Source organism: Clostridium lacusfryxellense (assembly GCF_018861735.1).
Classification (GTDB): domain Bacteria; phylum Bacillota; class Clostridia; order Clostridiales; family Clostridiaceae; genus Clostridium_AD; species Clostridium_AD lacusfryxellense.
On record NZ_JAHLEB010000005.1, the window covers coordinates 100,017 to 126,363 of the forward strand.

The window sequence follows — 26,347 nt, forward strand, 5'->3', positions numbered from 1 at the left end:
TTAATTCCTTTCTATTTCCTTCTTGGTTTTTCCTACTTTTCTATCTATCCCAATAATTTTATATATTGCGTCCATATCTAAACTTTCTCGCACTATATCTGCTAGCTTGTCTAACTCTATCTCCCTTAAACTTTCATATTCCTTAGATTTCTTAGGTATCATAGATTTTTTTATCCTTAAAGTATTAATTAGATATTCCCTAAACTCTACCCCATCCAAAATGCCATGAATATATGTACCCATAATATTACCACCTATATTGATTGCTCCATCTGCATTAGAATAATTCTCACTATTTCTATCGTATATTTGAAAAAGTGGTTTAGCATTATGTCCGTAAATGCATTTGCCCATATGGATTTCATAACCGTAAACATCAATACTTTTATCAATATCCTTTATATTAACACTTTTTGCCTTTACTCTCGTAGTTGTTTTTTCATTTTCAAATACTGTATCTATGTCTAAAAGCTTCATACCGTAAGCTTTATCAGAACTTCCCTCTAAGCTTTTAGGATCATATAAACTATTTCCAAGCATTTGATACCCTCCACAAATACCTAATATAGTTCCTTTTAAACTATATTCACTAATTGCTTTAATAAGCCCTAATTCTCTTAAAACTATCAAATCGTCTATAGTACTTTTAGTTCCTGGTATTATAAGTAAGTCTGGATTACCCAGCTCTTCTTTAGTTGTAACAAATCTAACTGATACATCCTCTTCACTCTTTAGAGCATCTAAATCTGTAAAATTTGATATGTGTGGAAGTTTTATTACAGCAATATCAATAGGTGCCGTAATTTTCTTATTAAATTCCACCGCGCCATCTTCATCTTCCAAATTCAATCTAAAATATGGAACTACTCCATTGCAGGGAATATGTATAATATCCTCTAGCATTGTTAGCCCTGGCTTTAAGATTTCTAGATCCCCTCTAAACTTATTTATAATAGTGGCCTTAACCCTCTTTTTCTCCTTATCGCCCAGTAAAAGCATAGTCCCTGCAAGTGAAGCAAATACTCCACCTTTATCTATATCTCCGGCGAGAATTACAGGTGCATCTATAAGCTCAGCCATCCCCATGTTAACTATATCTCTATCTCTTAAATTAATTTCTGCAGGGCTTCCTGCGCCCTCCATTACTATAATATCAAACTTTTTCTCTAGTTCCTCAAACTGCTGCTTTAGCATGTCTTTAAATTCCAATTTCATATTATGATACTCCATAGCTGTACTATTTCCAAATACTTTTCCATTAACTATAATTTGGCACTTTTTATCCGAGGTAGGCTTTAATAAAATTGGGTTCATGTATACTTCTGGTTCAAGCCCTGAAGCATATGCTTGAAGCACTTGGGCTCTTCCCATTTCTTTTCCATCCATTGTAATATAAGAATTAAGTGACATATTTTGCGATTTAAAAGGGCATACAGAAAACCCATCTTGATTAAAAATTCTACAAAGTGCTGTGACTAGTATGCTTTTACCTACAGATGAAGCTGTCCCTTGAACCATTATTTTAGCCATTACTCTCCTCCTTATGTGCTTTTTTATAAAATAAAAAACAGCAAGCTTCACACCTGCTGTTAAACGCAATTTTTCATTGCACTAACTTAAATACTACAAGTTCTTTCCCGCCGAAAGCTTAATAATCCTATTTTAGGCAGGTCTCCTGACTCTTGAATCATTTTCTCTTTAACCATCCATTACAGATGTTATAAAAAGTTTGTATTCAAATACAGTAGCGGGGGCTGCTGTGGAATTACACCACATTCCCTTTTCACCTTATTAATATACAAATGTAGCTTAATCTACAAATGTAGCTTATTAATAAAAGGCACCTAAAAACATCTATTCACTTTTTTATTATTATACTTACATAAAACAACATTATAATTTTTGAATTTTATAAACTCATACAAATAAGTTTATAACATTACATTAGTTATGTCAATTAATAAGAATTCCAAATTACAAGGCCCATTGCTCACTTATTATATTAATTCTCTACAATTAACTTAGCGCGCAAAAACATAGCTTTTTTACCTATAGCATGAAATTTAGCTTCATATTCTGTAACTACATTCTCTTCAAAACCACTGTTATGCAAATCATGGGTTGAATACAATATTTCAAAACCACATGTTTTAAAATATTCTACTGAGTGTTCAAATAATTCTGTATCATCTGTTTTAAACCAAACTTCTGATCCCAGTTTTAAAAATTTCTTATAATTAGTTAAGAACTTAACGTGAGTTAACCTTCTTTTATTATGCCTACCCTTTGGCCAAGGATTACAAAAATTTATATATATTCTACTTATCTCATCTTTTTCAAAGACATCATCTATAAAACTAATATTTAATGGCATAAGCCTTACATTTAAATTTATATCTTGCTTGTCTTGAATTCCTCGCACTTCTATAACTTTTCTAAGAGCAAATACCAACACTTCATCTTTTAAATCTATACCTACAAAATTTATATCAAGATTTTGAGTAGACTTTTCTGATATAAATCCACCCATGCCACAACCTAGTTCTAGATGTATTGGGTTATTATTTTTAAATTCTTCATTCCATTTTCCTTTATACTCATATTGGTCTGTTATCACAATGTTACTAATTTCCATCTCTGGTCTAGCCCAATACTTTTTTCTTAAGCGCATATCTTTCTCTCCTTATATCTATAATAATTTTAAATCATTTGAGCAATGCTCATAAATAAACTAAATAACCCCTGGGATGGAACTTGAACAAGATAATAAAAAACTGATTGTCCACCAGGTAGTATAGGTAATATAAGCACCATAAATATTATAAATTGATACCTATTGATTGTGTCTGATAATCCATAAAAAAACTTCGGAAACAAATCCCGAACTATATGAAATCCATCAAATCCTGGTACTGGCACTAAATTAAGAAAAAATAACAGACAATTTATAGACCCTGCAATCTGTAGTATACTCACAACAATAGAATATATTGATCCCTGAGTTGGTGAGTATTTAAAAAACAATACAGTTAGAATTGAAAACACAAATCCTAGAATTAAGTTAGCAATTGGCCCTGCCACTGAAACTTTCAAATCATCTTTATAATAATTTTTATATGCACTAGGATTTGTCTGAACTGGTTTTGCCCACCCAAATCCCATTACTAATATCAGTATAAAACCTATTGGATCTATATGCGCAATTGGATTGAGAGTAAGTCTACCTTGAAATCTTGGAGTTTTGTCTCCTAACCTATCTGCTGTAATAGCATGAGCATACTCATGAAAGGTGAATGCCAACAGAATCCCTGGTATCATTAATATTTTATACAATAATTCACTATTACCCAAGTTAATTCCTCCTCATATTTATCTAATGAAAATAACAAATATAAATTGCCGATTACACATTATTTAAAGGGTACAAATGATACTTTATTATCTACTATGGATACTATTCCCTTAGTATATAGTTGTGACAATTCCCCTTTATAGCTAGTTTCAATTCCAGAATCAATTTCTTTTATTACACCTTTAAGAGAATCATTTTGGTATGCTTTGCCATCAGAGGATATAAATAAATCCTTTATTTCAGAAGCCTTTTGTAAATCTAGTATTTTCCACTGACTAGTATCTTGTGATGTTTTACCATAATAAATTTTACTTATCAAATTGTCTTGTAGTTCTCCAATATAAACCTCATCATTTTGAGCACCAATTAAAGTAAGCTTTTCTGCGCCTTGAAAACTTATACTTTTATGACTTATATTTTTATCACTATTCGTGGCATATATTTTATTATAAACTGATCCCTCGTACAATAACTTATCTTCACTACGAAGTACTGCAATATTACCTACTAGTTTAGGTATTGTATTAATTTTTGTAGTATCACCCATTCTATCAATTCTATAAATACTACTACTACTTGTGGCATTATTTGATACCTGAATGTATATGACCCCCGTTAAAGTAGATAATTGAATGTTTTCTACATCGGAGCTTATACCACTCCAATCCAATTCCTTAACCTTTACTTTTTCAGTTTTTTTTACATCATAAGAATAAAGCACTAAGTTGCTAGATTCACTATCGCTCTTTTTCTCCACAAGCAATATTCTATTTCTATCTGGAAGCCATTCAGAAAAAGTAATTTTAGACCCATCTTCTGCCTCTATATTTTTAATTTTTCCATCACTACAATTAACCAGTTTTAATTCTTCTTTTTCATAATATGATAAATATTTAGCGTCATAAGACACTAATACAGTCTCTGCTTCTTCTGGTACAGTAATGTCTATAGTTTTTGCTTTCTCACTTTTATCTTCAACAACCTTTTTTGTAACTACTTTTGTATCAGTAGCTAAAAGATAATTATTTATATAAAAGAGTCCTAGACATTGCATTGATAACGAAAATACTATCCAAATAACTATTCTTTTTTTCCATTTCATAATGCTGCTCCTTTGATTTAAAATATATAAACTTAATGTTAACCTTGTACATTTTCCTACTTAGTTACATATATTATTGAAGGTACAGATCGCTCTCCCAAGCTGTCACAAGGACTATTTATAATCTCATCATTATAATACAAAGTAGAAGAAGATCCACCATCTAGGTTAGTAGCATTATAAGCTCCATATTCATCAAATAATAAATCTTGTACCTCTTTTAATGTAGCCCCTAAACTACCTACCTGCCTACCGTCTATAACTAGTAATATTATCGCTCCATCTTTCCTTTGTGCTATAGCTGTTCTAGGTGCAATTCCCCAGCCACCATCGCCTTTATTTATAGTTTTCTTTCCATTAACTATAAGTGCTGGTCCAAAGGACACTGCTTCTGTTACTCCAAGTTCCTTCATCCCTTTAGCTGAATGTGCCCCAACTAATAGTCTTCCAGATTTAGTCAATGCTACAACTTGTCTTTTCTCATTTTCATTTTTAATATTATTATATACAATCTTTCCATCAGTCATTATAACTCCCGCAGGATTTGCTCCCGTACCCGTCCATTTTGCTCCAGCAACTTCATCTGTAAAGCCGCCGCCATTAATTGCTGCGATGGCATTATTATCTTTTGCAATATCACTGGTTAATTGACCTTCCTCACCAAGTTTACTGCTGTAACCTACTTTTATCCTAGTTGGATCATTAATTACTAATATGTACCCTTTAAATTTATTTCCACTTACATCATATCTTTCAATATTATTATCATTTTTGTTTTCTACAGTCACACCAGCATTTTTAACGTCTGTTTTATCTTGGACTATAGCTTCTACCTTTTGTTCACTCATAATTTGTTTGATTTTTTCATCAGATAAAAATGATGTTGCTAACCACTGTAATGTAAGAGTAGTCATCGCTGCACCTACTACTGTAGTCTTCACATTTTTAAACGGGCCATAATAAACCATAAATGGGCCTGTAATAGCTGTAAAAGTAAATTCAAATATTATAAATAATAAAACTAGTGTACTTGTTCTTTTTTTTCTTTTTCCAGATATATTTATTTCTCTCATGTTTCCCATCCTTTTCTTTATTATGTACTATAACATTGTACAGTAAAACTATATATTTGAAAACAAATTTTAAATGTAATTTTTGTGAATAAACCTATTATATGATAATTTTATACAAAAGAGAGTATAATTTTTATACTCTCTTTTGTATAATCAATTTTTTATAATTTCTTAGACCCCTCGAATGCTATTGGAGACCTTTCACATTCATCATATTTTAAAGTCACTTGATAACACAAGTCACTACCTTTCATCTTCTCAGAGGCATAACATAAACCGTTTGACCTTGAATCAAGAAAAGGATGATCTATTTGCTCTGGATCACCTATAAGTATTAGCTTTGTTCCCTCTCCAACTCTAGTTACTATTGCTTTAACTTGCTTTGGAGACAAATTTTGTGCCTCATCTATAATTACCCAGTTTTTAACTATAGACCTGCCCCTAAGATAGGCTACAGCTTCAGTAGTTATAATTCTTCTATCAAACAAGTCTTTTATCTTATCTAATAATTGCTTTTCATTTTTGTAACGCTCTTTTTCATCAGATTCCACAAGTATTTCTAAGTTATCAAATATTGGCCTCATAAATGGGGATATTTTTTCTTGTTCCGTACCAGGCAAAAACCCTATTTCCTCATCCATAGTAACATTTGGCCTGCAAATTAAAATTCTTCTATAATGCTCACCACCTTGGTGGTGCTCACCACCTTGGTGGTGCTCACCACCGGGGTTGTGCTCACCATTATCCTGCAATATTTTTTGAAGTCCCACCGCTAATGAAAATAGTGTTTTAGCTGTTCCTGCTGGTCCCTTTATAATTACAAGTGGAGCTTTCTCTGCATTAATGCTTAGCGCCTCAAGCATAAATCTCTGTCCTACGTTTCTTGGAACAACACCTAATGGTTTACTTTCCTTATTATAAAGTGGAACTACACTCTTTCCATCATATCTGCCTAGTGCTGTTTGTTTAGGATTTTCAATCGAATGAATTATTAAAAATTGATTTGTGTATAAGGATGGAATGTTATATTCATTCAAATTTTCATCATATTTAAGTAATGCACTCAATTCTAAATTTCTATTACTATAAAATTCCTGAAGTTTTTCTGGAGATACAAACACTTCTTCTCTTCCTGTATATTGGTCATCATATTCAGGTACAAATTTTTCATAATAATCTTCAACATTAATATCTACGGCATCCGCCTTTATTCGTTGAAATATATCTTTAGTTATTAACCAAACATCCTCCCCTTGCTCTTTAAGACCTTTACATACTTGTAATATTCTATTGTCAGCTTTTTCTTTATTCCAAGATGCAGGAATTTTAGTGTCATAGTGGTTCATTTCTACCCTAAGTCTTCCTCCACTCTCTAAATCAATACCCTCATTTAGTTTGCCTTGTTTTCTTAGCTTATCAATAAGTCTAGCGGCGTATCTGGCATTAGCTCCCAAATCACTTTTATCTTTCTTAAAACTATCTAATTCCTCTAATACTATCTCGGGTATTATTACATCATTATCTCCAAAAGATAATACAGAATTAGGTGAATATAAAATAACATTGGTATCTAATACATAGGTCTTTTTCAAATATCAGCACCCCTCTCTCTATTATTAATATATGTTACTTATCGTATAAATGAATTAAAAATAAAATAAATTTTATACTTCTTATTAATTCTATAAATTTACTTTTATTACATTAATATTTTTTTGACAAGTAATAAGTTTTATTATATAATAAAACTTATAATATACTTAATACTTTATAGGATGGTGTATATGGATAACATTACTACAATTTTCAAAGAAAAAAAATTAAAGCTTACACCTCAACGAATCGCTGTTTATAAATATTTACAGTCGACAAAAGAACATCCCTCTGCAGAAGTAATTTATAAAGCTCTACAACCAACATATCCTACTATGAGTTTGGCTACAGTCTATAAGGCACTAAAAACTCTTATAGAAGTTGAATTAATAATAGAGCTTAACGTAGGTGAAGGTAATTTTAGATATGACGGTAATATGTCATCACATCCTCACATACAGTGTGTAAGTTGCGGTAGAGTCGATGACATAGAAGGCATAAGTTTTTCAAATGCCTGTGAAGATGTAAAACAGTATACTAGTTATGAAGTAGTTGCAAGTAAAATTTATTTCTATGGTTTATGTCAAAGCTGTAAAAAATAATTTATTAAAGTAAAAGGAGCATGAATTAATTTCATACTCCTTTTGCTTTATTTATAACTTTTCTTTAATGTTTCATCCCATTCTTTAGAATTGTAAACACCATCTAAAATCTTTTTTAAAGTAAGAAGCACATTATTTTTGAGTATTTCAGGTATATTATATATTAAAAGCACACTGTTATCATTGGCTTTATACATATGTTCTACCATTATTTTTCCGGTACCGGATACTTTGCTATTTGCAACTTTATTCCCGCTAATAATTTCCTTTTGCACAATTCTTGCTTGAACCTCATCGCTATATATATATTTAATAAAATCATTAGCAGTATCCATATTTTTTGCATTTACGGGAACGCTTAATAATGAATTAATTATAATAGGAATATTTGATCCAAACTTTGAGTTATTGTCATAATCTTCAACTATTCCTATGTTGCTTCCATTTAGTTTAGAATTAAAATAAGAAATAGCAACCAATAATGGCGAATCTCCATTATTAAAATTAATAACACTTTGTTTGTTCCCTAACTCAAAACTATTTTTGGTAATAACCTTATCTTTCGCGAGTGAGTTAAATTCTTTAAAAATGTCCTGCACACCTTTAATTTTTTTGTATGATTCCTCGCCACTATCATAACTCTCCTCAATCTCATGAATATTTATGACTTTGCTAGCTACTAATGAAAATAAAAATCCATCGGCATCTACATCATCTGTTAGCACTATTGGGGTTTTCATACCTTTAGCATTAATTTGCTTAAGCACATCTAGCCATTTCTTTAAACTAGTAGGATTAGCTATTTTTAGTTTTTCTAGATTTGCCTTATTATATAATAGTTCAACTGAATAGGGTATAACCCCAATACCATAATATTTGTCACCTACTCTACCATAAGACCCCATAATGTCATAATATCTATCACTTATATTGTTTTCTTCATAAGTATCATACAAATCACTTAGAACTCCTTTTTTGCTAAGTTCAATAAGTGTATTCCTATTTGTGAAAATCATATCTACTTCTGTACCTTTATTAATAGTATCCATAATATCACTTTTTTCACCTAATACATTATTTAGTTTTACTTCCACATCTGGATTACTTTTTTTATAATCATCAATCATAAATTTAATTACTTCAGAGGAATATATATCGCTCGTATCTAAAAATATGTTTAGCTTTTTTTGATCTTCTTTTCCAGATTTACAAGCTGAAAGGTTAAGTACCATAATTAAAATTATAAAAATACTACATATTTTCTTCAGCTCTTTTAATATTTTTTTCATAAATTCACCTCAATGTATTAATAAATATGAATTTTTATTATTTTTAATAAATATTAATTATAGTTGTAACATATAATCTAAAGGGGGTGGAATATATGAGGTTACAAGTGATATTTTTTAAGAAGAAAAATATTTATTATACTATAGCAATTATTGTTTTTATAACAATAATTACATTCTTCTTATTATTCAGAAAAAATTCAATAAGTACATTTAATATTGTTAATGAACCTAAAATGATACAATCTGACCTAACCGGAGATGGCATTAAGGATATCCTCTACATAAAAACAGAGATGGATAAATATTATATTCAAATAAATTCCGAAGATAAAAGCTATTATCTAGAGCCGTCTAAAAAAATTAGCACTGTTGGAACTTCTAATCCTCAGTGGCCCATGCGACTTACTTTAATGGATATATCCAGAAACAAAGTACCTGAAATATTTACTCAAGCCTCTATAGAGGATACAGCATCTCAAAATAATAAAGCTATTTTACATGTTTTTCTTTGGAATGGTGAAAAATTTGATGATATATTTTGTAGTACAAACAATATTTTGGGTTTCATAGATAGTAAAAATAATAAAACACCTAAAGTTTTATCTGGAAATATTACCGATGGAATATTACATTTCACTAGTTATATTTTCATTAAAAATGGTTTAAAGTCCTTTGACTACAACTATACTGATAATTATATGGGCAAAAACACAGTACTAAGTTTCATAACCCTAATGGCAAGTTTCCCGTTACCCCAATTAAATATATCAAAAGAACTTTTCTCACCTGACTTAAATGGTAATGATATTTCATTATTAGGAGATTTATCAAGTAAAAAAATGCATTTAAACTTCCAAGATGCTGTTTTTAAAGACTCTAATTGGGATAAAGATGGAAATGCCAATGAAATTCTATGGACTCTAAATTTCAAGGGAACAAATACAAGCGACCTTAAAGAAATAAAAAACTACACTATAGAATTAATCGTAAAACTTCTACCTAATAACAATAAAAATTCAACTTTCAAAATAAGCTCAATAAATATTAAGTAATATATTAAATGTATTTGATATATACATATTAATATCTTAAACAAAATTACAAAAGGGACCGTATTATCGGTCCCAAGGGGATGGGGGGGTTACGCATAAAATAATTTATTTTATGCAAATGGAGATCTAACTCCGATTACATTAATAATATTAACCTTTTCACGTAATTTTATTCATATAAAATACAATTTAAACTAATTATTTATAAAAATATAATATTCAACAAATCGTCCTATAAATTATTAATATTTTTGAAAATAATTCAATTAGATAAGGGAGGAATTTACATGTTTAATAACAATAATAACAGTAATAATCATAAGGAAAAAGACACAGATAGGATTGAAACTTTAGTTGGTGCACAATGTCATATAATTGGTTCTTTGAATGGGAATGGATTGTTAAAACTAGATGGTTCTATTGATGGAGACATAGTTTGTGATGATGATGTAATTTTAGGCGAAACTGGCCACATAACTGGAAATACAATTTGCAACAATGCATATGTAAACGGAATAATTGATGGAAATATCTCTTGTAAAAGTACATTAACTATAGAAAGCTGCGGCAAGGTCACAGGCGATATCTCTGTTAAAAAATTAGTTATTTCTGAAGGTGGCATTCTTGATGGTAAGTGTACTATGATAGCTTACGAAAAGCCTGACACTGAATTTGATAATTTATAATTCATTCATAACTTAAATATTAAAAAACAAAAACAACACATAAATTAAAAATTTTTGTGTTGTTTAAAAAAATTTATCATATTAACCTACTTCATTATAGATTTTTACTGGGAAATTTTAATGTCTTAGGTTATAATTTTCTTCCACAATTTTATTTAGTGTTTCAAGTTTTTTCTCATCTACTAGGTGGGCTAATATATATATAAGCTGTCCTTTATCCTCATCTTCTAATTCATCTAAAACACTATGTGTATTTTCATTCGGACTAGTATGTTTAAATTCAACATCGTTATTTTCAAAAGAATCGCTATTTTCAAAAGAATCATTATTATCGAATGAACTATCATTTTCAAAAGAATTATTATTAGAAACAGAATTCATAATATCACTAAGATTTAAATTATTTAAATCTAAATTATTTAAGTCGATTCCAGATAACATATTTGAAATTTGGCTTAGATCTATATCACCCATACCCGAAAATAAGGTTGATATATCATTTTCTTGATCGTTTTCACTTTCATTTGAATTTACCGAATTATTATTCTCATTAAAATTATTGTTTTTGTTATTGTTATTGTTTCTATTATTATTATTATTACTATTGTTATTGTTATTATTTTTTGTTCCATTCGAAGTTGAATTATCATTTCCTAAATTTAAGCCATTAGCTAAATTACTTAATATGTTATTACCACCTTGGCCAGTTAATGTCCCCATCAAGTTTGATAACATATTATTGTCTTGACCACCTAAACTTCCCATTAAATTTCCTAATATATTATTATCTTGCCCACCTAAACTACCCATCAAATTTCCTAACATGTTGTTGTCTTTACCTCCTAAACCAGAAAGTAAACCTTCAATTAGATTTCCACCACCATTATTTCCACCACCATTATTTCCTCCACCATTATTCCCACCAAGAAAACTGGATATTAAACCCAATAACGGACTTGCAGAACTTCCATTTAACATTTGTGCTAATGGGTTACTGTTGCTATTATTGTTGTTGTCATTATTATTATTATCTCCGTTATTATTGTTTCCGTTATTATTGTTATTATTATTGTTTCCGTTATTACCATTACTATTACCGTTGTTGTTATTGCTGTTGTTTTGATTGTTCATATTATTTCTTTCATGCTTATGATGTTTTGACATATTTATCACCTCATTTATAAATAGGAGAGCCTTAAGCTCTCCCTGATTTTTTTAATTAACAACCGCAGCTTTTTACTGCTGTTCCACCATATGCACCTTTGCAAAAACAAAATCCTAAGAATAACAATATTAATAAGAAAGCGTTCTTGTTTTCAAGTAGACATGTTCTTTGAAGTATAATTAAAAGTATTATCGCACAAATTGGATTTGTGCATAGACTTCCTACTGGACTTACCACTGGTGCAACTATTGGTGTATTTCTACAACATCTTCTTTTTGACATATAAAACTCCCCTTTCTGGGCCAAATTTTAATGTGTTACATTTTTCAGCTAAAGTTATGAACATTTTATTTATCCATATTGTTCACTTATTATCATTTATCCTAATTTAATTTTTCGCCTTAATTACTCATCGTCACAACTGTCTAAATTAATGATGTTATTTGTACATCCTTTGTTGTTTCTACCATTGTTACCGGTACATGCGAATAAAAGTATTAAGATTATAATCCAAATGCCGCTTCCTCCGCCGCATCCACCACCTAATCCGCCTAAGCCACCAAATCCACCTAAGCCATATCCGCCGCTAGAACTTGATCCACATCTACAAAGTTCCTTGCAGTGCTTCTTTTCACATCCACATACAGTTCCACAATCTTGTCCTTGACCTTGGCCACAGAATAAAAGCAATAATACTATGATCCAAATTATTCCTCCACCACCGAAGCCGCCGCCAAATCCACCGCCACCGCCGCAATTATCGTTGTTGTTACAGTTTTTATTGGATCCGTTTTTTTGAGCGTCTGCTAATCCGCTTAATAAACCATTCATGTCCATTTTAATTACCTCCTTTTTGTATTTCTCTTAGTTGACTTTTAATTTTTTCTTTTGTTTTCTAATATATACTATTCTGATGAAAACATATTGATACAAATTAATTACCTTTGTTTATTCAACTTTTGTTCAATCAACTTTTACTATTTAACTTATAGATTCTTATCTTTTGTTTTCTAATATATACTATTCTGATAAAAATATATTGATACAAAATTCTTGATTAAAAACTTGTCAAAAAATAATAATAGACCTAATCACATTGTGCACTAAATGTTAGTTAACACAACCTTATAGGTCTATTAATATCGCAGCTTATTTTTTTATTCTTTAGATCTTATTTCATTTAACTATTCCTGAATATCATTATCGTGGAACATATTATTAAGCAATTCATTTACACCAGTTTTTTTAAGTGATGAAATATTAATAATCTCTTCATGTTCCTCAAGCGCCAGTGTTTCTCTTATTAATTTATTATTTTGCACTAATTCCGTTCTGTTCAGCTTATCTTTTTTGGTTGCAACTATAACAACCTCATATCCAAAATGTTTGATCCAACCGTACATTAAAAGATCATCTTTAGTTGGTTTACGTCTACAATCCACAAGTAACGCTACTTTTTGAAGTTGAGGTCTACGAACTAAATAGTCCTCCATCATCTTACCCCACTTAGCTTGTTCAGATTTAGATACTTTGGCATATCCGTAACCTGGTAAATCAACAAAATAAAAACTATTATTTATTAAGAAAAAATTTATAAGTCTAGTTTTTCCAGGTGTCCCACTAACTTTAACAAGCTTTCTTCTGTTCGTTAAAGTATTTATTAAAGAAGATTTACCTACGTTTGATCTACCAACGAAAGCATACTCCACTCTATTATCTGTTGGGTACTGGGCAGGTTTTACTGCTGAAATTATGAATTCAGATTGTTTTATCTCCATTGTTTATCTCTCCAATTAATGTATTTAAAATTATTATATTTACAATTAATATATTTTAAAGCAATGCATTTTCAAGTACATCTTCTATTTTACTTGCAATTATAAATTTTAGTTTGTCTTTAATACTCTTTGGTATCTTTTGTATATCTTTTTCATTATCTTTAGGAATTATTATTGTATCTATTCCCGCTCTATATGCAGCTAATGATTTTTCCTTAAGTCCACCAATAGGTAAAACCCTTCCTGTAAGAGTAATCTCTCCTGTCATTGCTACGTTATGCCTTACCTTTCTGCCCGTTAAAGCAGATATCATTGCAGTTATCATAGTTACACCTGCGGAAGGACCATCTTTAGGTACAGCACCTTCAGGCACGTGAATATGGATATCTTTATTTTTATAGAAATCTTTATCAATATTATACTTGTCAACATTAGCCCTAACATAACTGTATCCAGCTTTAGCAGATTCTTTCATAACATCTCCTAATTGTCCTGTGAGTTGAAGTTTACCAGTTCCATCCATAGCGCTTGCCTCCACTGGCAGTGTAACTCCACCAACTTCAGTCCATGCTAGTCCAGTTACAATACCAACTCCATCTTCTGTATCTGCTTTATCATAGGTATATATAGCAGCACCTAAGTACTTTTTAACATGAGTTGTAGTGACATTAACATTTTCTTTGTTCTTTTCAACCATTTCTGTTATTACTTTTCTAATAACGGAAGCAATTTTTCTCTCAAGATTTCTAACCCCTGATTCCCTAGTATAATTTTCAATAATACAGTTTATTGAAGAATCCGAAAAAACTATTTTAGCATCTTCCATATTATGCTCCTTAAGCATCTTTGGAATAAGGTGATTTTTAGCAATGTGGAATTTTTCTTCTGAGGTGTACCCTGATACCTCAATTATTTCCATTCTATCTAATAATGGTCTTGGAATAGTATCTAATTTATTTGCAGTAGTTATAAATAAAACCTTAGATAAGTCAAAATCTAATTCAAGGTAATGATCCCTAAAACTTGCATTTTGCTCACTATCCAAAACTTCTAAGAGTGCATCTGCAGGATCGCCCTTAGAATCACCACTCATTTTATCAATCTCATCTAATAGAAATAACGGATTTTTAGATCCAGCTTGTTTCATTGCATATATAATTCTACCCGGTATTGCTCCCACGTAAGTTTTTCTGTGACCTCTGATTTCAGCCTCATCTTTTACTCCACCTAGTGACATTCTTACAAAATTTCTATTTAATGCATTGGCAACAGATTTCGCTATAGATGTCTTACCAACACCCGGTGGACCTACTAAACAAAGTATAGGACCCTTTAGAGTTTTGCTGATTTTTTTTACGGCTAAGTATTCAATTATTCTTTCTTTAACTTCCTCAAGCCCATAATGTTCTGTTTCAAAAACTTCTCTAGCCTTTTTAATATCAATGTTATCTTTAGTTAACTTATTAAAAGGTAGAGCTAATACCCAATCTAAATATGTCCTTATTACTCCATTTTCAGCAGAATAATTACCGGAATTTTTCAATTTATTTAGTTCATAAATTGCTTTTTCTTTCGCTTCTTTAGGAAGTTTGGCTTTCGTTATTTTAGCTTCGTATTCAGCTACTTCTCTTTTATTCTCGTCTTCTTCGCCTAATTCTTCTTGTATAGCTTTCATTTGTTCTCTTAGATAATATTCTTTTTGAATTTTGTCAATTCTGCCTTTAACCTTGGTTCCTATTTTTTTCTCTATCTTTAAGACTTCAAGCTCATTTTTTAATATAAATAATAATTTTTCTAATCTTTTCGTTACATCTAATATTTCAAGCAATTCTTGTTTAGTATCAGACTTTAATATTAAATATGAACTTACCATATCACAATATCTTCCTGGCTCTTCGGTCTCTTCTAAATTAAATAAAGCATCTGGAAAACTGTTAACTGAAAGATTTATGTATTGTTCAAACGACTTATCTATAAGTCTAATATATGCTTTACATTTTTTATCGTCTACATTTGTTTCATCTTCAATAACTTCTACTTCTACTTTTACAAATGGCTCCTTTTCTTTATACTCCGAAATCTTACCTCTTTTTATTCCTTCAACTAGAACCCTAATTGTATCACCTGGTAACTTCAATATTTGTTTCACATTACAAATAGTACCAATATTATATATATCCTTTTCTTCTGGTTCTTCAATTTTAGATTGCTTTTGTGAAACCAAAAAAATTTCTTGATTATTTAGCATAGCATCTTCTAATGCAAGTATAGATTTCTCTCTACCCACGTCAAAGTGCAATACCATGTATGGAAATATATTCATACCTCTTAGCGGAATTAACGGAAGAAGTTTTGTGTTTTTGTCCATTTTTCTCCCTCTTTTCTATATTATATTAATCGTCTTTTATTAAAATAATATCATTATTTGAATTTACTTTAATTACATATCACAAACTATAACCACTACGTCATTCGATTTTTATAGTTACACCATATTTATATAGTACCAACACTATATTTATATAGTACCAACACTATATTTATATAGTGCCACTACTACAGTATACCTATAATATACTCAATTTTCAATACTAGAGAATTTAAAATAAAGTAATCCACTATAATTAAATATGGATTACCTTTTAATATTATAACATATTAAATTTTTAATGACTCAGCTGCTATAATATCCACATCTGGCTCAAATGTAATTGGAATTTTTTTAGGTAGTTCTTGAAGTAACGCTTCACGAATAACCTCACTAATATTACTAACTGGTATAATCTTAATATCTTCAATAGTACTAAAACTATCTTGCCAATTATCTTTAGGAATAATAACCCTAGTAGCTCCAGCTTTCTTTGCAGCGGCAATCTTAGCATTGACCCCACCTATCGGCTTCACAGATCCATGTATTGATATCTCTCCTGTCATTGCAACCATATTATCAACTGGTATACCCTTTATTGCACTGTATATCGCTGTTAATATACTTACTCCAGCAGATGGTCCATCTACAGGTGATCCTCCTGGGAAATTCACATGAATATCATAGTCGTCACAATCTAAATTAAAATACCTTTCAAGGACTGTAACAACATTTTCTACTGAAGATCTTGCAGTGCTTTTTCTTCTAAGTTTTTTATTGCTACTGCTTATTTCTTCTTCTTCAATAATTCCTGTAATTTTAAGCGCACCTTTTCTAATCTTAATTTTTTTTGCACTAGCTTCAATTTCCATAACTGCACCTATATTAGCTCCATAAACCGCTAGCCCGTTTACATATCCGATTTGTGGTTTATCTGATATCCTAGATTCAAGCCTTGGAGAATACTGTCCATTTTCTATAACCCACTCTATATCTCCAATACTCACTTCATCTCTTTCATCATTAATAGCCATACCACAAGCTAGTTGAATTAAATTAACGGTATCTCTGCCATTGCTAGTGTATTTACCTACAAGGTCTAAAGCTTTATCACAAATTTTAAGGCCCATTTTTTTTATTGAGTTTGATGCAATTATTTGCAATTCCTCTGGAAGCAATGCCCTAAAGAATATTTCTATACATCTTGACCTTATTGCTGGAGTTATTTCTTCCGGGCTACGCGTAGTTGCACCGATTAATCTAAAATCGGCAGGTAATCCCTCATCAAATACTTCTTTTATATAAAGCGGTGTATTAGGATCTTCTCCATTGTAATACGCACTATCTAAAAAGACCTTTCTATCCTCCAATACCTTAAGTAGTTTATTCATTTCTATAGGATGTAGTTCTCCAATTTCATCAATAAATAAAATCCCACCATGTGCTTTTGTGACAGCCCCAGGTTTTGGTTGAGGTACACCCGCCACACCTAACGGACCAGCTCCCTGGTATATAGGGTCATGAACCGATCCAATAAGCGGATCTGCTATTCCCCTCTCATCAAACCTAACAGTAGTTCCATCTATTTCTACAAACTTTGACTGTGCATTAAAGGGAGACTTTTCTCTTTTTTTAGCATCTTCAAGAACTAATCTAGCCGCTGCCGTTTTTCCTATTCCAGGCGGCCCATAAATTATGACATGTTGTGGATTAGGACCACATATTGCTGCTTGTAATGCTTTAATTCCTTTTTCTTGCCCTATAACCTCTTCAAATTTAGTTGGTCTGCTTTTTTCTGTAAGCGGCTCTGTAAGGCTTATCTTTTTCATTCTTCTTAAATTTTCCATTTCTTTCTTGTTTTCCTTATTAACAGTCACCTTGTTACTTTGCTGTGACTTTAATGCATTAAAGAAATATAATCCGATTACTATTGTAAAAAAGAGTTGAATTGCCATTAGAAGCTTCATTGTCATATTATTTAAAGCTTAACACTTAATATATTAAGCTAATCCTCCTTCGCATATTAAATTTGCATATTTTAGTAAATATTGCATTATTGATATTATGCTCAAGAAATGATTAATATATTCTTTTTTTCCATAATTTTATTATTTTAAAAATAAAAAAAGACAGATATACATCTGCCTTTTCGCTATATTTTCATTTTTAGTTTACTATGCTGTTTCTGGACCTTTTTTAGTCTGAATTTTTTTTGCAATTTTTATTTTTTCTCTTTTGCCACCTTCAGCTAAAACAAGTTTTGGTTTTCTATTTTGAATAGTTTCTTCTGTAATTATTACTTTTGAAACTTCTTCATTTGATGGAATATCAAACATAATTTCACTCATTGTATCTTCTATAATAGATCTAAGTCCCCTAGCTCCAGTTTTCCTTTTAATAGCTTCTTTAGCTATAGATTTTAAGGCTTCTTCTTCAAACTCTAACTCTACATTATCCATCTCAAATAATTTCTTGTATTGTTTTATAAGGGCATTTTTAGGTTCGCTAAGAATGCTAACTAATGCCTCTTCATCTAAAGCTTCAAGAGTAACTACTATAGGTAATCTTCCAACAAACTCTGGAATTAAGCCAAACTTCAATAAATCTCCTGGCATTATAGACTTTAATAACTCACCTACATTTACTTCTTCTTTTGATCTTATTTCAGCTCCGAAACCCACAGATGTAGTTCTAGTTCTTTTTTCTATAATTTTATCAAGACCATCAAAGGCTCCTCCACAGATAAATAAAATATTAGCTGTGTTTATCTGAATAAATTCTTGGTGAGGGTGTTTTCTTCCACCTTGTGGCGGTACTGATGCTGTAGTTCCTTCAAGTATTTTAAGTAATGCCTGTTGAACTCCTTCTCCAGACACATCTCTTGTTATAGATGGATTTTCTGATTTTCTAGCAACCTTATCTATTTCATCTATATATATAATACCTTTTTCAGCTTTTTCTACATCATAATCAGCATTTTGTATTAATTTAAGTAGGATGTTTTCTACATCTTCCCCAACATAACCTGCTTCAGTAAGCGTAGTGGCATCTGCTATAGCAAAGGGTACATTTAAGTATTTTGCTAAAGTTTGAGCAAGTAAAGTTTTACCACAACCTGTAGGTCCAAGTAGTAATATATTACTCTTTTGTAATTCAACATCGCCTTCATTAACATTAGAATTTGTCCTCTTATAATGATTATATACAGCTACTGCTAATGACTTTTTAGCAGCGTTTTGGCCTACTACATAATCGTCCATATATTTCTTTATTTCTGCAGGTTTTGGTAATGACCCTAGATCTATTTCAACATCTCCCTGGAACTCATCTACAATTATTTCAGAACATAATTCTATACATTCATCACATATATACACACCTGGTCCTGCAATTAATCTTCTAACTTGTTCTTGGGTTTTGCCACAAAAAGAACATTTAAGTTGTTTTTTCTCATCAAACTTTGTCATATTATCACCTCTACTAACATTATTTCATTTCAAGTTGTTTTTTAAAGTTACTTCTTTTTAGTTATAACTTCATCTATTAATCCATATTCCATAGCTTCTTGTGCACTCATGAAATAATCTCTTTCAACATCATGTTGAATTTTCTCTATTGGTTGGCCAGTTCTTTCACTGTATATTCTATTTAATGTATCTTTAGTTTTCATAATTCGTTTTGCGTGTATATCTATATCTGTTGCCTGACCTTGAAAGCCTCCTAAAGGCTGATGTATAAGTATTTCACTGTTAGGTAATGCAAATCTTTTTCCCTTTTCGCCAGCATTTAATAAGAAAGATCCCATAGATGCAGCCAATCCAATACAAATAGTTGATACTTCTGGCTTTATATATTGCATTGTATCATAAATAGCCATTCCTGCTGTAATTGATCCCCCTGGACTATTTATATATAAATAGATGTCTTTATCAGGGTCTTCAGACTCTAAATATAATAACTGAGCAACAACTAGACTAGCAGTGACATCATTAACCTCTTCTCCTAGAAAAATTATTCTTTCTTTTAATAATCTTGAATAGATATCATAAGATCTTTCTCCCCTATTTGTCTGTTCAACAACCATTGGCACTAAACTCATACAACTCACTCCTTTACTCTAATAATAGTATTGTTTGAATAGGTAATCTATTCCTTAATTCTATCCCAAGTAGCAATTTTTTAATCATACAGCTTTATCCTATATTCAAAATTAATTGCCAGAAAAATATCTGGCAATTAATTTTAGTATTATCTAGGCAATAACTTTAGCACTATCCACTAACATGTCTATTACTTTTTCATTTACAACATCAATTTTTAGATATTGTTTTTGTGCTTGCATAATCATTTCTGCAGTTTTATCTATATCTTTGTCTCCGTACTGTGCTGCAACTTGTTTTGCTTTTGCAAGCATTTCTTCATCGCTAGCTTCAATTTTTTCTATTTTAGCTATTTCAGTTATTACTAAATCAGTTTTAACTCTCTTTTCAGCTGATTCTTTCATAAATGATCTAACTTTTTCTTCGGTATTATTAGTATATTGATAATATGACTCAAGATCTAAGCCCTGGTTTTTTAATTTTGTTTCTAAATCTTTAAGCATTATATCAGTTTCTCTTTTTACCATAATTTCTGGAATGTCCATTTCAACATTAGAGCAAACTGCATCAATTACAGCTTCTTCAAATTCTTTCTTTTCTCTATCTTCACTTGATACTAAAAGTGATTTTTTAATGTCATTTCTTAATTCTTCTAAAGTATCAAATTCTGACACTTCTTTAGCAAATTCATCATCAATTGCTGGTAATTCTTTTTCTTTTAGGCTTTTAACTGTTACATTAAATGTAGCAAGTTTTCCATTTAAGTCTTCTCTTCCATAAGCTTCTGGGAAATTAACTTTAACTTCTTTAGATTCTCCAATTTTTAATCCAACTAATTGTTCTTCAAATGTATCAATGAATGATCCTGAACCAATTTCAAGTTCAAAATCAGTTCCTTCTCCACCGTCAAAAGGAACCTCTTCAACAAATCCTTTAAAGTCTATAATTGCTATATCGCCCATTGCTACAGCGCCTTCAAGCTTTTCTTCAACTCTAGCATTTTTTTCTTGCATTCCTTTTAACTGGTTTTCAATTTCATCATCTGTTACTTTATATTCAGTTTTCTTAGCGTCTACTCCTTTGTATTCTCCAAGTTTAACTTCTGGTACAACAGATACTGAAGCAGTATAAATGAAATCTTTTCCTTCTGCAATTTCAATAATATCAATTTTAGGATAATCCAGTGGATTTATATCATGTTCCTTTAAAGCTTCTGGATATGTATCATCACAACAGAAATTTATTGCATCTTCAAAGAAAACACCTTCACCATACATTTTTTTGATTATATTCATTGGCGCTTTACCTTTTCTGAATCCAGGTATGTTCATAGTTTTTGAGTTTTTTGCGATAGATTTTTTAAGTGATTTATTAAACCTTTCTGCTTCTACTGTTATTTCTAATTTAATAATATTTTTCTCTAATTTTTCCATTTTAATGTTCATTATATTACTCCTCCTAATTGCCACAAATGCTGATTACTTTAAATATTATAACATAACTTTTAAGTTGTTTACAAATATTATTCAGCATATTTGCTCAAACAGTCTAATATTGTAATTATAACTAAATTGTTTATAATTTACAAGGTAATTTTAATATCTCCAAAATCCATTAATATCCTTTAATTTTCAGTTTTATTGTTAAATTTACCAGAAACAAATTCCTTTGCTTTAGTTAGTTCATCGTAACTTGAATAATTGTTGTTGTAAACCTCTATAATACCTTTGCCGGCATAGCAAATTTCCTTAAGCATAATAGATATATCTTCATAATTCAAATTCCCTTTCCCTGGTAAAAGACAAGGGTGATTTTCATCTCTATCATTAATATGAAGATTAACCATGTTACTTCCCATAACCTTAATATATTTTTCTATAGCAATATTAGCTTTACAGGCTTGTTTAAAATCTAAAGTAAAATATATTGGGTACGTGCAAGATTCAGACAAAAAATTTAAGAACTCTAGATCTGCTGACATACACCAAGATACATTTTCTTGTGCCAATTTAATACCATATTCCATTGCAATATATGAAAGTTCATTATATCTATCAATAACAAACTTCCTATCAAGATCATTAAATTTAGTATATCTCATACCATGAAAAGTATAACAACTCGCTCCTAACATTTTTGCCGCCTTGATAACTTTTTTAAAATGTTTTAACATATCATGGCGTCTTCTGTCATATTTATCAAAAAGGTATGGTTCAAAAGAAGTTGAAAATGCATGAACAGAATTTACGTTGAACTTATAAAATTCTTTTTTTTCAATGAGCACCTTTAAAAATTCTTGTTCATATTCACTAGGCGTATTAAAAAATATTTCACCACAATTAAATCCTAGCTCTTTCATCTTTCCTATACTATTTTCTGTATACACATCAGGATAAAAGCAGGCGGTCGATAGTCCTATTTCCATTCTTTTACCTCTTTTCCCTATTTGACTACTTTGCCCATTGGGGTTATATACACAATGTTACCATCTATGTTTGCCGCTAGCCCCTCGGGTGTTATCTTATCAAAGGTTATTTCTTTACCAGATACACGTTGAACTTGCTTATGGGTATTGTTTTTTAAATTTACCTTCCATATATACTTAACCGTCTTTTTAAGCCAAGGTAACTCACTAACGTATGCAATATTATCCTCATCTATAAATTTAGGTGAAACCGACCAAAGATATGATGGATTCTTATTAAGCTGTTCTTTTTTTGTAAAAGTCACATTCTTGCTCGACACATATGCTTTCTTTGTGATATCTGTTTTAATTTCATTAACATCAACGTATAACATATCCTGATTTTTTATACTTTGCAGAACTATTGCCTTTTTACTAGGACTTATATCATATGATACCTCTTTATCATTTGTTACACCCTTTATGGTTTTCACTTCTGCTAATTGACTATATTCTATACTAACCTTTTGTCCATCTGAGAATGTTACATCAAAGTGTTGATCTTTTATATCAGATACTGCTTTTGAAGCACTCTCAGCCTTTGCACTATCATCTTTTTCTGTTTTTGCCTGCTTTTCAATAACTTTTTCTGATTCTTTTTTAACCGCAGCAGCCTTATTTTGCTCATCTTTTTTATTATCTTTCGACTTATTTGATAGAATACTATTTATACCATTTTTCATACTTATACCTTTATTTAGAACAGCATCAAAACCTGTACTGAAAAATATACCAAGCCCAATTACGGGCAATATGATCAACGTTATTATTATTATTTTTCGTCTTTTTACTTCTTTGTCATAATTCTTGCTAAATATACTAGGCTTCCTCATATGACTTACCTCCATTATAATTGATAAACTGTTATTCCTTAGACATTTCCTACTAATCGAATACCTAAATAATTAACCATATTACTTTTATTATACCTCATAACATATGAAAATAGTATGGTTTTCAAAAGATGCCTTCTTTCTTTATTTTCCCATTTCAATATTAAGAAATTAAAAACTAAATCATAAATTTTCATTAATGTTAATTTAAGTATATTCTAATTAACTTAATACATATTTTTCAATAAAGCATCATAACAAAGTGTTGTTTCACTTTAAAAATAAACTGTTATATTTTTATGATAAATTTTTAACACGTACAAACCGTTGAATTTAAACAGTTTGTTAATTGACATAATATTTTTAATATTACAACTTTTATAAAACCACTTGAACTGTTTCACTTTTAATATTACAATATAAATATCAACTGATCCACTCTTCACAAACACTTATAGTTGTTATTAAATTTATGAATTTGATATTAATTTTCGCTATAAGTATTAACAAATCTAACAAAGTATTGTATAATTCAATTAGATAATACTTATTACTTAATAACATTTATTTTAATTCTATTCGTCATATAACTATATGGCATAACAAAAACTTTAAAGCACTAAAAATAATATTTATCAGGGAGGAAAAAAAAATGACTCTACAATGGAATAACTTCAAAGGTGATTTATGGAAAGAACAAATTGACGTAAAAGACTTTATACACAAAAATTATACATTATACGAAGGTGATGATACTTTCTTAGCTGGAACATCTGATAAGACTAATAAAGTTTGGGACAAAGCCAATTCACTTATTATAGAAGAAATAAAAAAAGGTATTATAGATGTAGAAACTAACGAGATTTCCGGAATAGATAATTTCGCACCAGGATATATAGATAAAGAAAACGAAGTAATTGTCGGCCTTCAAACTGACGCACCACTCAAAAGAATAGTTAACCCATTTGGCGGATTTAGAATGGTAGAACAATCACTTGAAGCTTATGGTTACACTTTAAATAAAGATATAAAAGAATTTTTCCCTAAATATAGGAAAACTCATAATGAAGGAGTTTTCGATGCTTACTCAGACGCTACAAAAGTTGCAAGAACTGTAGGACTATTAACAGGTCTTCCTGATGCATATGGTAGAGGACGAGTAATCGGTGATTATAGAAGAATAGCTCTTTATGGAATTGATTATTTAGTGCAGGAAAAGAAAAAAGATTTGAAGGAATTTACAGGCCACACTACAGATGATTTAATAAGACATAGAGAAGAAATAAGCATGCAAATAAGAGCACTTGGTCAAATCAAGAGCATGGCATCAAAATATGGCGTTGATATTTCACAACCATCAGTTACCGCTCATGACGCTGTCCAAGCTGTTTATTTAGGATACCTTGCAGGAATAAAAGAAAATAATGGTGCTGCAATGTCACTTGGTAGAACTACTACTTTCCTAGATATATATTTTGAAAGAGACTTAGCTAACGGCACATTAACCGAAATCGGTGCTCAAGAAATTATTGATCAGTTCGTAATTAAACTTAGAATGGCAAGACATCTTAGAACTCCAGAGTACAATGATTTATTTGGTGGAGATCCAAACTGGGTAACAGAATCAATTGGTGGTGTTGCACTTAACGGAACTCCAATGGTAACAAAAACATCTTTTAGATTTCTTCATACACTAACAAATTTAGGATCAGCACCAGAACCTAATATGACAGTACTTTGGTCAGAAAAGTTACCTGAAACATTTAAAAAATATTGTGCTAAAATGTCTATTCAAACTGACGCAGTTCAGTATGAAAATGATGATATAATGAGACCTATATACGGTGATGACTACGGCATAGCATGCTGCGTTTCTGCTATGGAAATAGGTAAGAGAATGCAGTTCTTCGGAGCAAGGGCTAATCTTGCAAAATCTTTATTACTATCACTTAATGGTGGAGTAGATGAATTAAAAGGAAAACTTGTAGTACCTGGAATTGAAAAAACAAGTTGTGAAGTAATAGACTACAAAGTAGCTAGAAAAAGATATTCAAAAGTCTTAGAATATGTTGCTAATATGTATGTAGATACAATGAACACAATCCATTATATGCATGATAAATATGCTTATGAAGCTGGCCAACTTGCTCTTCATGATACTGATCTTAAATATTTCATGGCATTTGGAGTAGCCGGACTTTCAATTGCAGCTGATTCCTTAAGTGCTATCAAATTTGCTAAGGTATCACCAATAAGAGATGAGAATGGAATAACAACTGATTTTAAAATAGAAGGAGACTTCCCTAAATACGGAAATGATGATGATAGAGTTGATGATTTAGCTGTTGAACTTATTAAAGAATTCAGCGACGCTCTTAAAAAACATCCTGCATATAAGGGAGCAGAACACACTTTATCAGCACTTACCATTACATCAAATGTAGTTTATGGTAAAAAAACCGGTGCAACTCCTGATGGAAGAAAACGTGGAATACCACTTGCTCCTGGAGCTAATCCAACTCAGGGACATGATGAAAACGGAGCATTAGCATCATTAAATTCAGTTGCTAAGATTCCTTATAGAAATTATTGCCAAGATGGAGTTTCAAATACTTTTTCAATAGTACCAGCTGCACTTGGAATAGATGAAGATACAAGAATAAACAATCTAGTTTTCCTTTTAGATGGTTATTTTGCACAAAGTGCACATCACTTAAACGTAAATGTATTAGATAGAGCAGTATTAGTTGATGCTATGGAGAATCCTGATAAATATCCAACACTCACAATAAGAGTATCAGGCTATGCAGTTCATTTTAATAGATTATCAAAAGAACAACAGCTTGAAGTAATCAGCAGAACTTTCCATAAGAAAATCTAATTAAGC

General features: G+C 30.6%; 22 protein-coding genes and 1 riboswitch. Of the genes, 4 read left to right on the plus strand and 18 right to left on the minus strand.

All coding sequences use genetic code 11. From position 1 onward, the window contains the following. From KPL55_RS05100 to KPL55_RS05125, 6 genes are all read right to left on the minus strand, one after another. Positions 1–1,530 (minus strand): cobyric acid synthase, encoded by a 1,530-nt coding sequence (locus KPL55_RS05100; RefSeq protein ID WP_216305630.1) that lies wholly within the window; start codon positions 1,528–1,530, stop codon positions 1–3. A gap of 118 nt (positions 1,531–1,648) precedes the next feature. After that, positions 1,649–1,827, minus strand: a riboswitch (cobalamin riboswitch). Positions 1,828–2,002: 175 nt separating this feature from the next. Further along, the gene (gene trmB / locus KPL55_RS05105; protein WP_216305631.1) at positions 2,003–2,671 is read right to left on the minus strand and encodes a tRNA (guanosine(46)-N7)-methyltransferase TrmB; all 669 of its coding nucleotides are present in this window, start codon (positions 2,669–2,671) and stop codon (positions 2,003–2,005) included. Positions 2,672–2,700: 29 nt separating this feature from the next. Continuing rightward, complete coding sequence (locus KPL55_RS05110) at positions 2,701–3,318, minus strand: site-2 protease family protein (protein WP_216305673.1); 618 nt, start codon at positions 3,316–3,318, stop codon at positions 2,701–2,703. 92 nt (positions 3,319–3,410) lie between these two features. Next, the gene (locus KPL55_RS05115; protein WP_216305632.1) at positions 3,411–4,454 is read right to left on the minus strand and encodes a hypothetical protein; all 1,044 of its coding nucleotides are present in this window, start codon (positions 4,452–4,454) and stop codon (positions 3,411–3,413) included. Positions 4,455–4,510: 56 nt separating this feature from the next. Beyond that, positions 4,511–5,527 (minus strand): phosphodiester glycosidase family protein, encoded by a 1,017-nt coding sequence (locus tag KPL55_RS05120; protein ID WP_216305633.1) that lies wholly within the window; start codon positions 5,525–5,527, stop codon positions 4,511–4,513. Positions 5,528–5,688: 161 nt separating this feature from the next. Continuing rightward, complete coding sequence (locus KPL55_RS05125; RefSeq protein WP_216305634.1) at positions 5,689–7,119, minus strand: PhoH family protein; 1,431 nt, start codon at positions 7,117–7,119, stop codon at positions 5,689–5,691. A 192-nt stretch (positions 7,120–7,311) separates the two neighbouring features. Here KPL55_RS05125 and perR point away from each other — a divergent pair, with 192 nt between their 5' ends. Beyond that, positions 7,312–7,722: a transcriptional regulator PerR gene (gene perR / locus KPL55_RS05130; protein WP_216305635.1), complete on the plus strand. Its 411-nt coding sequence runs from the start codon at positions 7,312–7,314 to the stop codon at positions 7,720–7,722. A gap of 47 nt (positions 7,723–7,769) precedes the next feature. On the opposite strand, the gene KPL55_RS05135 is transcribed toward perR, so the two are convergent. Then, positions 7,770–9,011: an ABC transporter substrate-binding protein gene (locus tag KPL55_RS05135; RefSeq protein ID WP_216305636.1), complete on the minus strand. Its 1,242-nt coding sequence runs from the start codon at positions 9,009–9,011 to the stop codon at positions 7,770–7,772. Positions 9,012–9,106: 95 nt separating this feature from the next. On the opposite strand from KPL55_RS05135, the gene KPL55_RS05140 reads away from it, so the two are divergent. Beyond that, on the plus strand, positions 9,107–10,066 hold the full coding sequence (locus tag KPL55_RS05140) for a VCBS repeat-containing protein (RefSeq protein WP_216305637.1): 960 nt from the start codon (positions 9,107–9,109) through the stop codon (positions 10,064–10,066). A 287-nt stretch (positions 10,067–10,353) separates the two neighbouring features. After that, positions 10,354–10,752, plus strand: coding sequence for a bactofilin family protein (locus KPL55_RS05145; protein ID WP_216305638.1), 399 nt, complete (start codon positions 10,354–10,356; stop codon positions 10,750–10,752). Positions 10,753–10,869: 117 nt separating this feature from the next. Here KPL55_RS05145 and KPL55_RS05150 read toward each other — a convergent pair whose 3' ends face one another. The 11 genes from KPL55_RS05150 to KPL55_RS05200 all read right to left on the minus strand — a co-directional run bounded on the left by KPL55_RS05150 (position 10,870) and on the right by KPL55_RS05200 (position 23,460). Then, positions 10,870–11,916, minus strand: coding sequence for a hypothetical protein (locus KPL55_RS05150; protein WP_216305639.1), 1,047 nt, complete (start codon positions 11,914–11,916; stop codon positions 10,870–10,872). A 55-nt stretch (positions 11,917–11,971) separates the two neighbouring features. Continuing rightward, complete coding sequence (locus KPL55_RS05155; protein ID WP_216305640.1) at positions 11,972–12,199, minus strand: hypothetical protein; 228 nt, start codon at positions 12,197–12,199, stop codon at positions 11,972–11,974. Positions 12,200–12,322: 123 nt separating this feature from the next. Then, positions 12,323–12,754: a hypothetical protein gene (locus KPL55_RS05160; protein WP_216305641.1), complete on the minus strand. Its 432-nt coding sequence runs from the start codon at positions 12,752–12,754 to the stop codon at positions 12,323–12,325. A gap of 347 nt (positions 12,755–13,101) precedes the next feature. Next, on the minus strand, positions 13,102–13,695 hold the full coding sequence (gene yihA / locus KPL55_RS05165; protein ID WP_216305642.1) for a ribosome biogenesis GTP-binding protein YihA/YsxC: 594 nt from the start codon (positions 13,693–13,695) through the stop codon (positions 13,102–13,104). Positions 13,696–13,750: 55 nt separating this feature from the next. Continuing rightward, positions 13,751–16,063, minus strand: a complete 2,313-nt coding sequence (lon, locus tag KPL55_RS05170; protein ID WP_216305643.1) for an endopeptidase La — start codon at positions 16,061–16,063, stop codon at positions 13,751–13,753. Positions 16,064–16,353: 290 nt separating this feature from the next. Beyond that, a complete protein-coding gene (gene lonB / locus KPL55_RS05175) occupies positions 16,354–18,036 on the minus strand; it encodes an ATP-dependent protease LonB (protein WP_216305644.1) in 1,683 nt (560 codons plus the stop codon). Positions 18,037–18,237: 201 nt separating this feature from the next. Beyond that, positions 18,238–19,530: an ATP-dependent Clp protease ATP-binding subunit ClpX gene (gene clpX, locus KPL55_RS05180; protein ID WP_216305645.1), complete on the minus strand. Its 1,293-nt coding sequence runs from the start codon at positions 19,528–19,530 to the stop codon at positions 18,238–18,240. A 47-nt stretch (positions 19,531–19,577) separates the two neighbouring features. Beyond that, entirely contained in the window at positions 19,578–20,162 is a 585-nt protein-coding gene (clpP, locus tag KPL55_RS05185) for an ATP-dependent Clp endopeptidase proteolytic subunit ClpP (RefSeq protein ID WP_216305646.1), read from the minus strand. A gap of 153 nt (positions 20,163–20,315) precedes the next feature. Continuing rightward, the gene (gene tig, locus KPL55_RS05190; protein ID WP_216305647.1) at positions 20,316–21,608 is read right to left on the minus strand and encodes a trigger factor; all 1,293 of its coding nucleotides are present in this window, start codon (positions 21,606–21,608) and stop codon (positions 20,316–20,318) included. A 179-nt stretch (positions 21,609–21,787) separates the two neighbouring features. Next, on the minus strand, positions 21,788–22,588 hold the full coding sequence (locus tag KPL55_RS05195) for a sugar phosphate isomerase/epimerase family protein (RefSeq protein ID WP_216305648.1): 801 nt from the start codon (positions 22,586–22,588) through the stop codon (positions 21,788–21,790). Between the two features lie 17 nt (positions 22,589–22,605). After that, positions 22,606–23,460: a hypothetical protein gene (locus tag KPL55_RS05200; RefSeq protein ID WP_216305649.1), complete on the minus strand. Its 855-nt coding sequence runs from the start codon at positions 23,458–23,460 to the stop codon at positions 22,606–22,608. A gap of 652 nt (positions 23,461–24,112) precedes the next feature. Between KPL55_RS05200 and pflB the strand changes: the two genes are divergently transcribed. After that, positions 24,113–26,341, plus strand: coding sequence for a formate C-acetyltransferase (pflB, locus tag KPL55_RS05205; RefSeq protein WP_216305650.1), 2,229 nt, complete (start codon positions 24,113–24,115; stop codon positions 26,339–26,341). Positions 26,342–26,347: the final 6 nt, after the last annotated feature.

What these genes read in the sequence shown, in the direction of transcription:
- KPL55_RS05100 (WP_216305630.1), bottom strand. Translation starts at nt 1,530, where the DNA reads ATGGCTAAAATAATGGTTCAAGGGACAGCTTCATCTGTAGGTAAAAGC.
- trmB (WP_216305631.1), bottom strand. Translation starts at nt 2,671, where the DNA reads ATGCGCTTAAGAAAAAAGTATTGGGCTAGACCAGAGATGGAAATTAGT.
- KPL55_RS05110 (WP_216305673.1), bottom strand. Translation starts at nt 3,318, where the DNA reads ATGATACCAGGGATTCTGTTGGCATTCACCTTTCATGAGTATGCTCAT.
- KPL55_RS05115 (WP_216305632.1), bottom strand. Translation starts at nt 4,454, where the DNA reads ATGAAATGGAAAAAAAGAATAGTTATTTGGATAGTATTTTCGTTATCA.
- KPL55_RS05120 (WP_216305633.1), bottom strand. Translation starts at nt 5,527, where the DNA reads ATGAGAGAAATAAATATATCTGGAAAAAGAAAAAAAAGAACAAGTACA.
- perR (WP_216305635.1), top strand. Translation starts at nt 7,312, where the DNA reads ATGGATAACATTACTACAATTTTCAAAGAAAAAAAATTAAAGCTTACA.
- KPL55_RS05135 (WP_216305636.1), bottom strand. Translation starts at nt 9,011, where the DNA reads ATGAAAAAAATATTAAAAGAGCTGAAGAAAATATGTAGTATTTTTATA.
- KPL55_RS05140 (WP_216305637.1), top strand. Translation starts at nt 9,107, where the DNA reads ATGAGGTTACAAGTGATATTTTTTAAGAAGAAAAATATTTATTATACT.
- KPL55_RS05145 (WP_216305638.1), top strand. Translation starts at nt 10,354, where the DNA reads ATGTTTAATAACAATAATAACAGTAATAATCATAAGGAAAAAGACACA.
- KPL55_RS05150 (WP_216305639.1), bottom strand. Translation starts at nt 11,916, where the DNA reads ATGTCAAAACATCATAAGCATGAAAGAAATAATATGAACAATCAAAAC.
- KPL55_RS05155 (WP_216305640.1), bottom strand. Translation starts at nt 12,199, where the DNA reads ATGTCAAAAAGAAGATGTTGTAGAAATACACCAATAGTTGCACCAGTG.
- KPL55_RS05160 (WP_216305641.1), bottom strand. Translation starts at nt 12,754, where the DNA reads ATGGACATGAATGGTTTATTAAGCGGATTAGCAGACGCTCAAAAAAAC.
- yihA (WP_216305642.1), bottom strand. Translation starts at nt 13,695, where the DNA reads ATGGAGATAAAACAATCTGAATTCATAATTTCAGCAGTAAAACCTGCC.
- lon (WP_216305643.1), bottom strand. Translation starts at nt 16,063, where the DNA reads ATGGACAAAAACACAAAACTTCTTCCGTTAATTCCGCTAAGAGGTATG.
- lonB (WP_216305644.1), bottom strand. Translation starts at nt 18,036, where the DNA reads ATGACAATGAAGCTTCTAATGGCAATTCAACTCTTTTTTACAATAGTA.
- clpX (WP_216305645.1), bottom strand. Translation starts at nt 19,530, where the DNA reads ATGACAAAGTTTGATGAGAAAAAACAACTTAAATGTTCTTTTTGTGGC.
- clpP (WP_216305646.1), bottom strand. Translation starts at nt 20,162, where the DNA reads ATGAGTTTAGTGCCAATGGTTGTTGAACAGACAAATAGGGGAGAAAGA.
- tig (WP_216305647.1), bottom strand. Translation starts at nt 21,608, where the DNA reads ATGAACATTAAAATGGAAAAATTAGAGAAAAATATTATTAAATTAGAA.
- KPL55_RS05195 (WP_216305648.1), bottom strand. Translation starts at nt 22,588, where the DNA reads ATGGAAATAGGACTATCGACCGCCTGCTTTTATCCTGATGTGTATACA.
- KPL55_RS05200 (WP_216305649.1), bottom strand. Translation starts at nt 23,460, where the DNA reads ATGAGGAAGCCTAGTATATTTAGCAAGAATTATGACAAAGAAGTAAAA.
- pflB (WP_216305650.1), top strand. Translation starts at nt 24,113, where the DNA reads ATGACTCTACAATGGAATAACTTCAAAGGTGATTTATGGAAAGAACAA.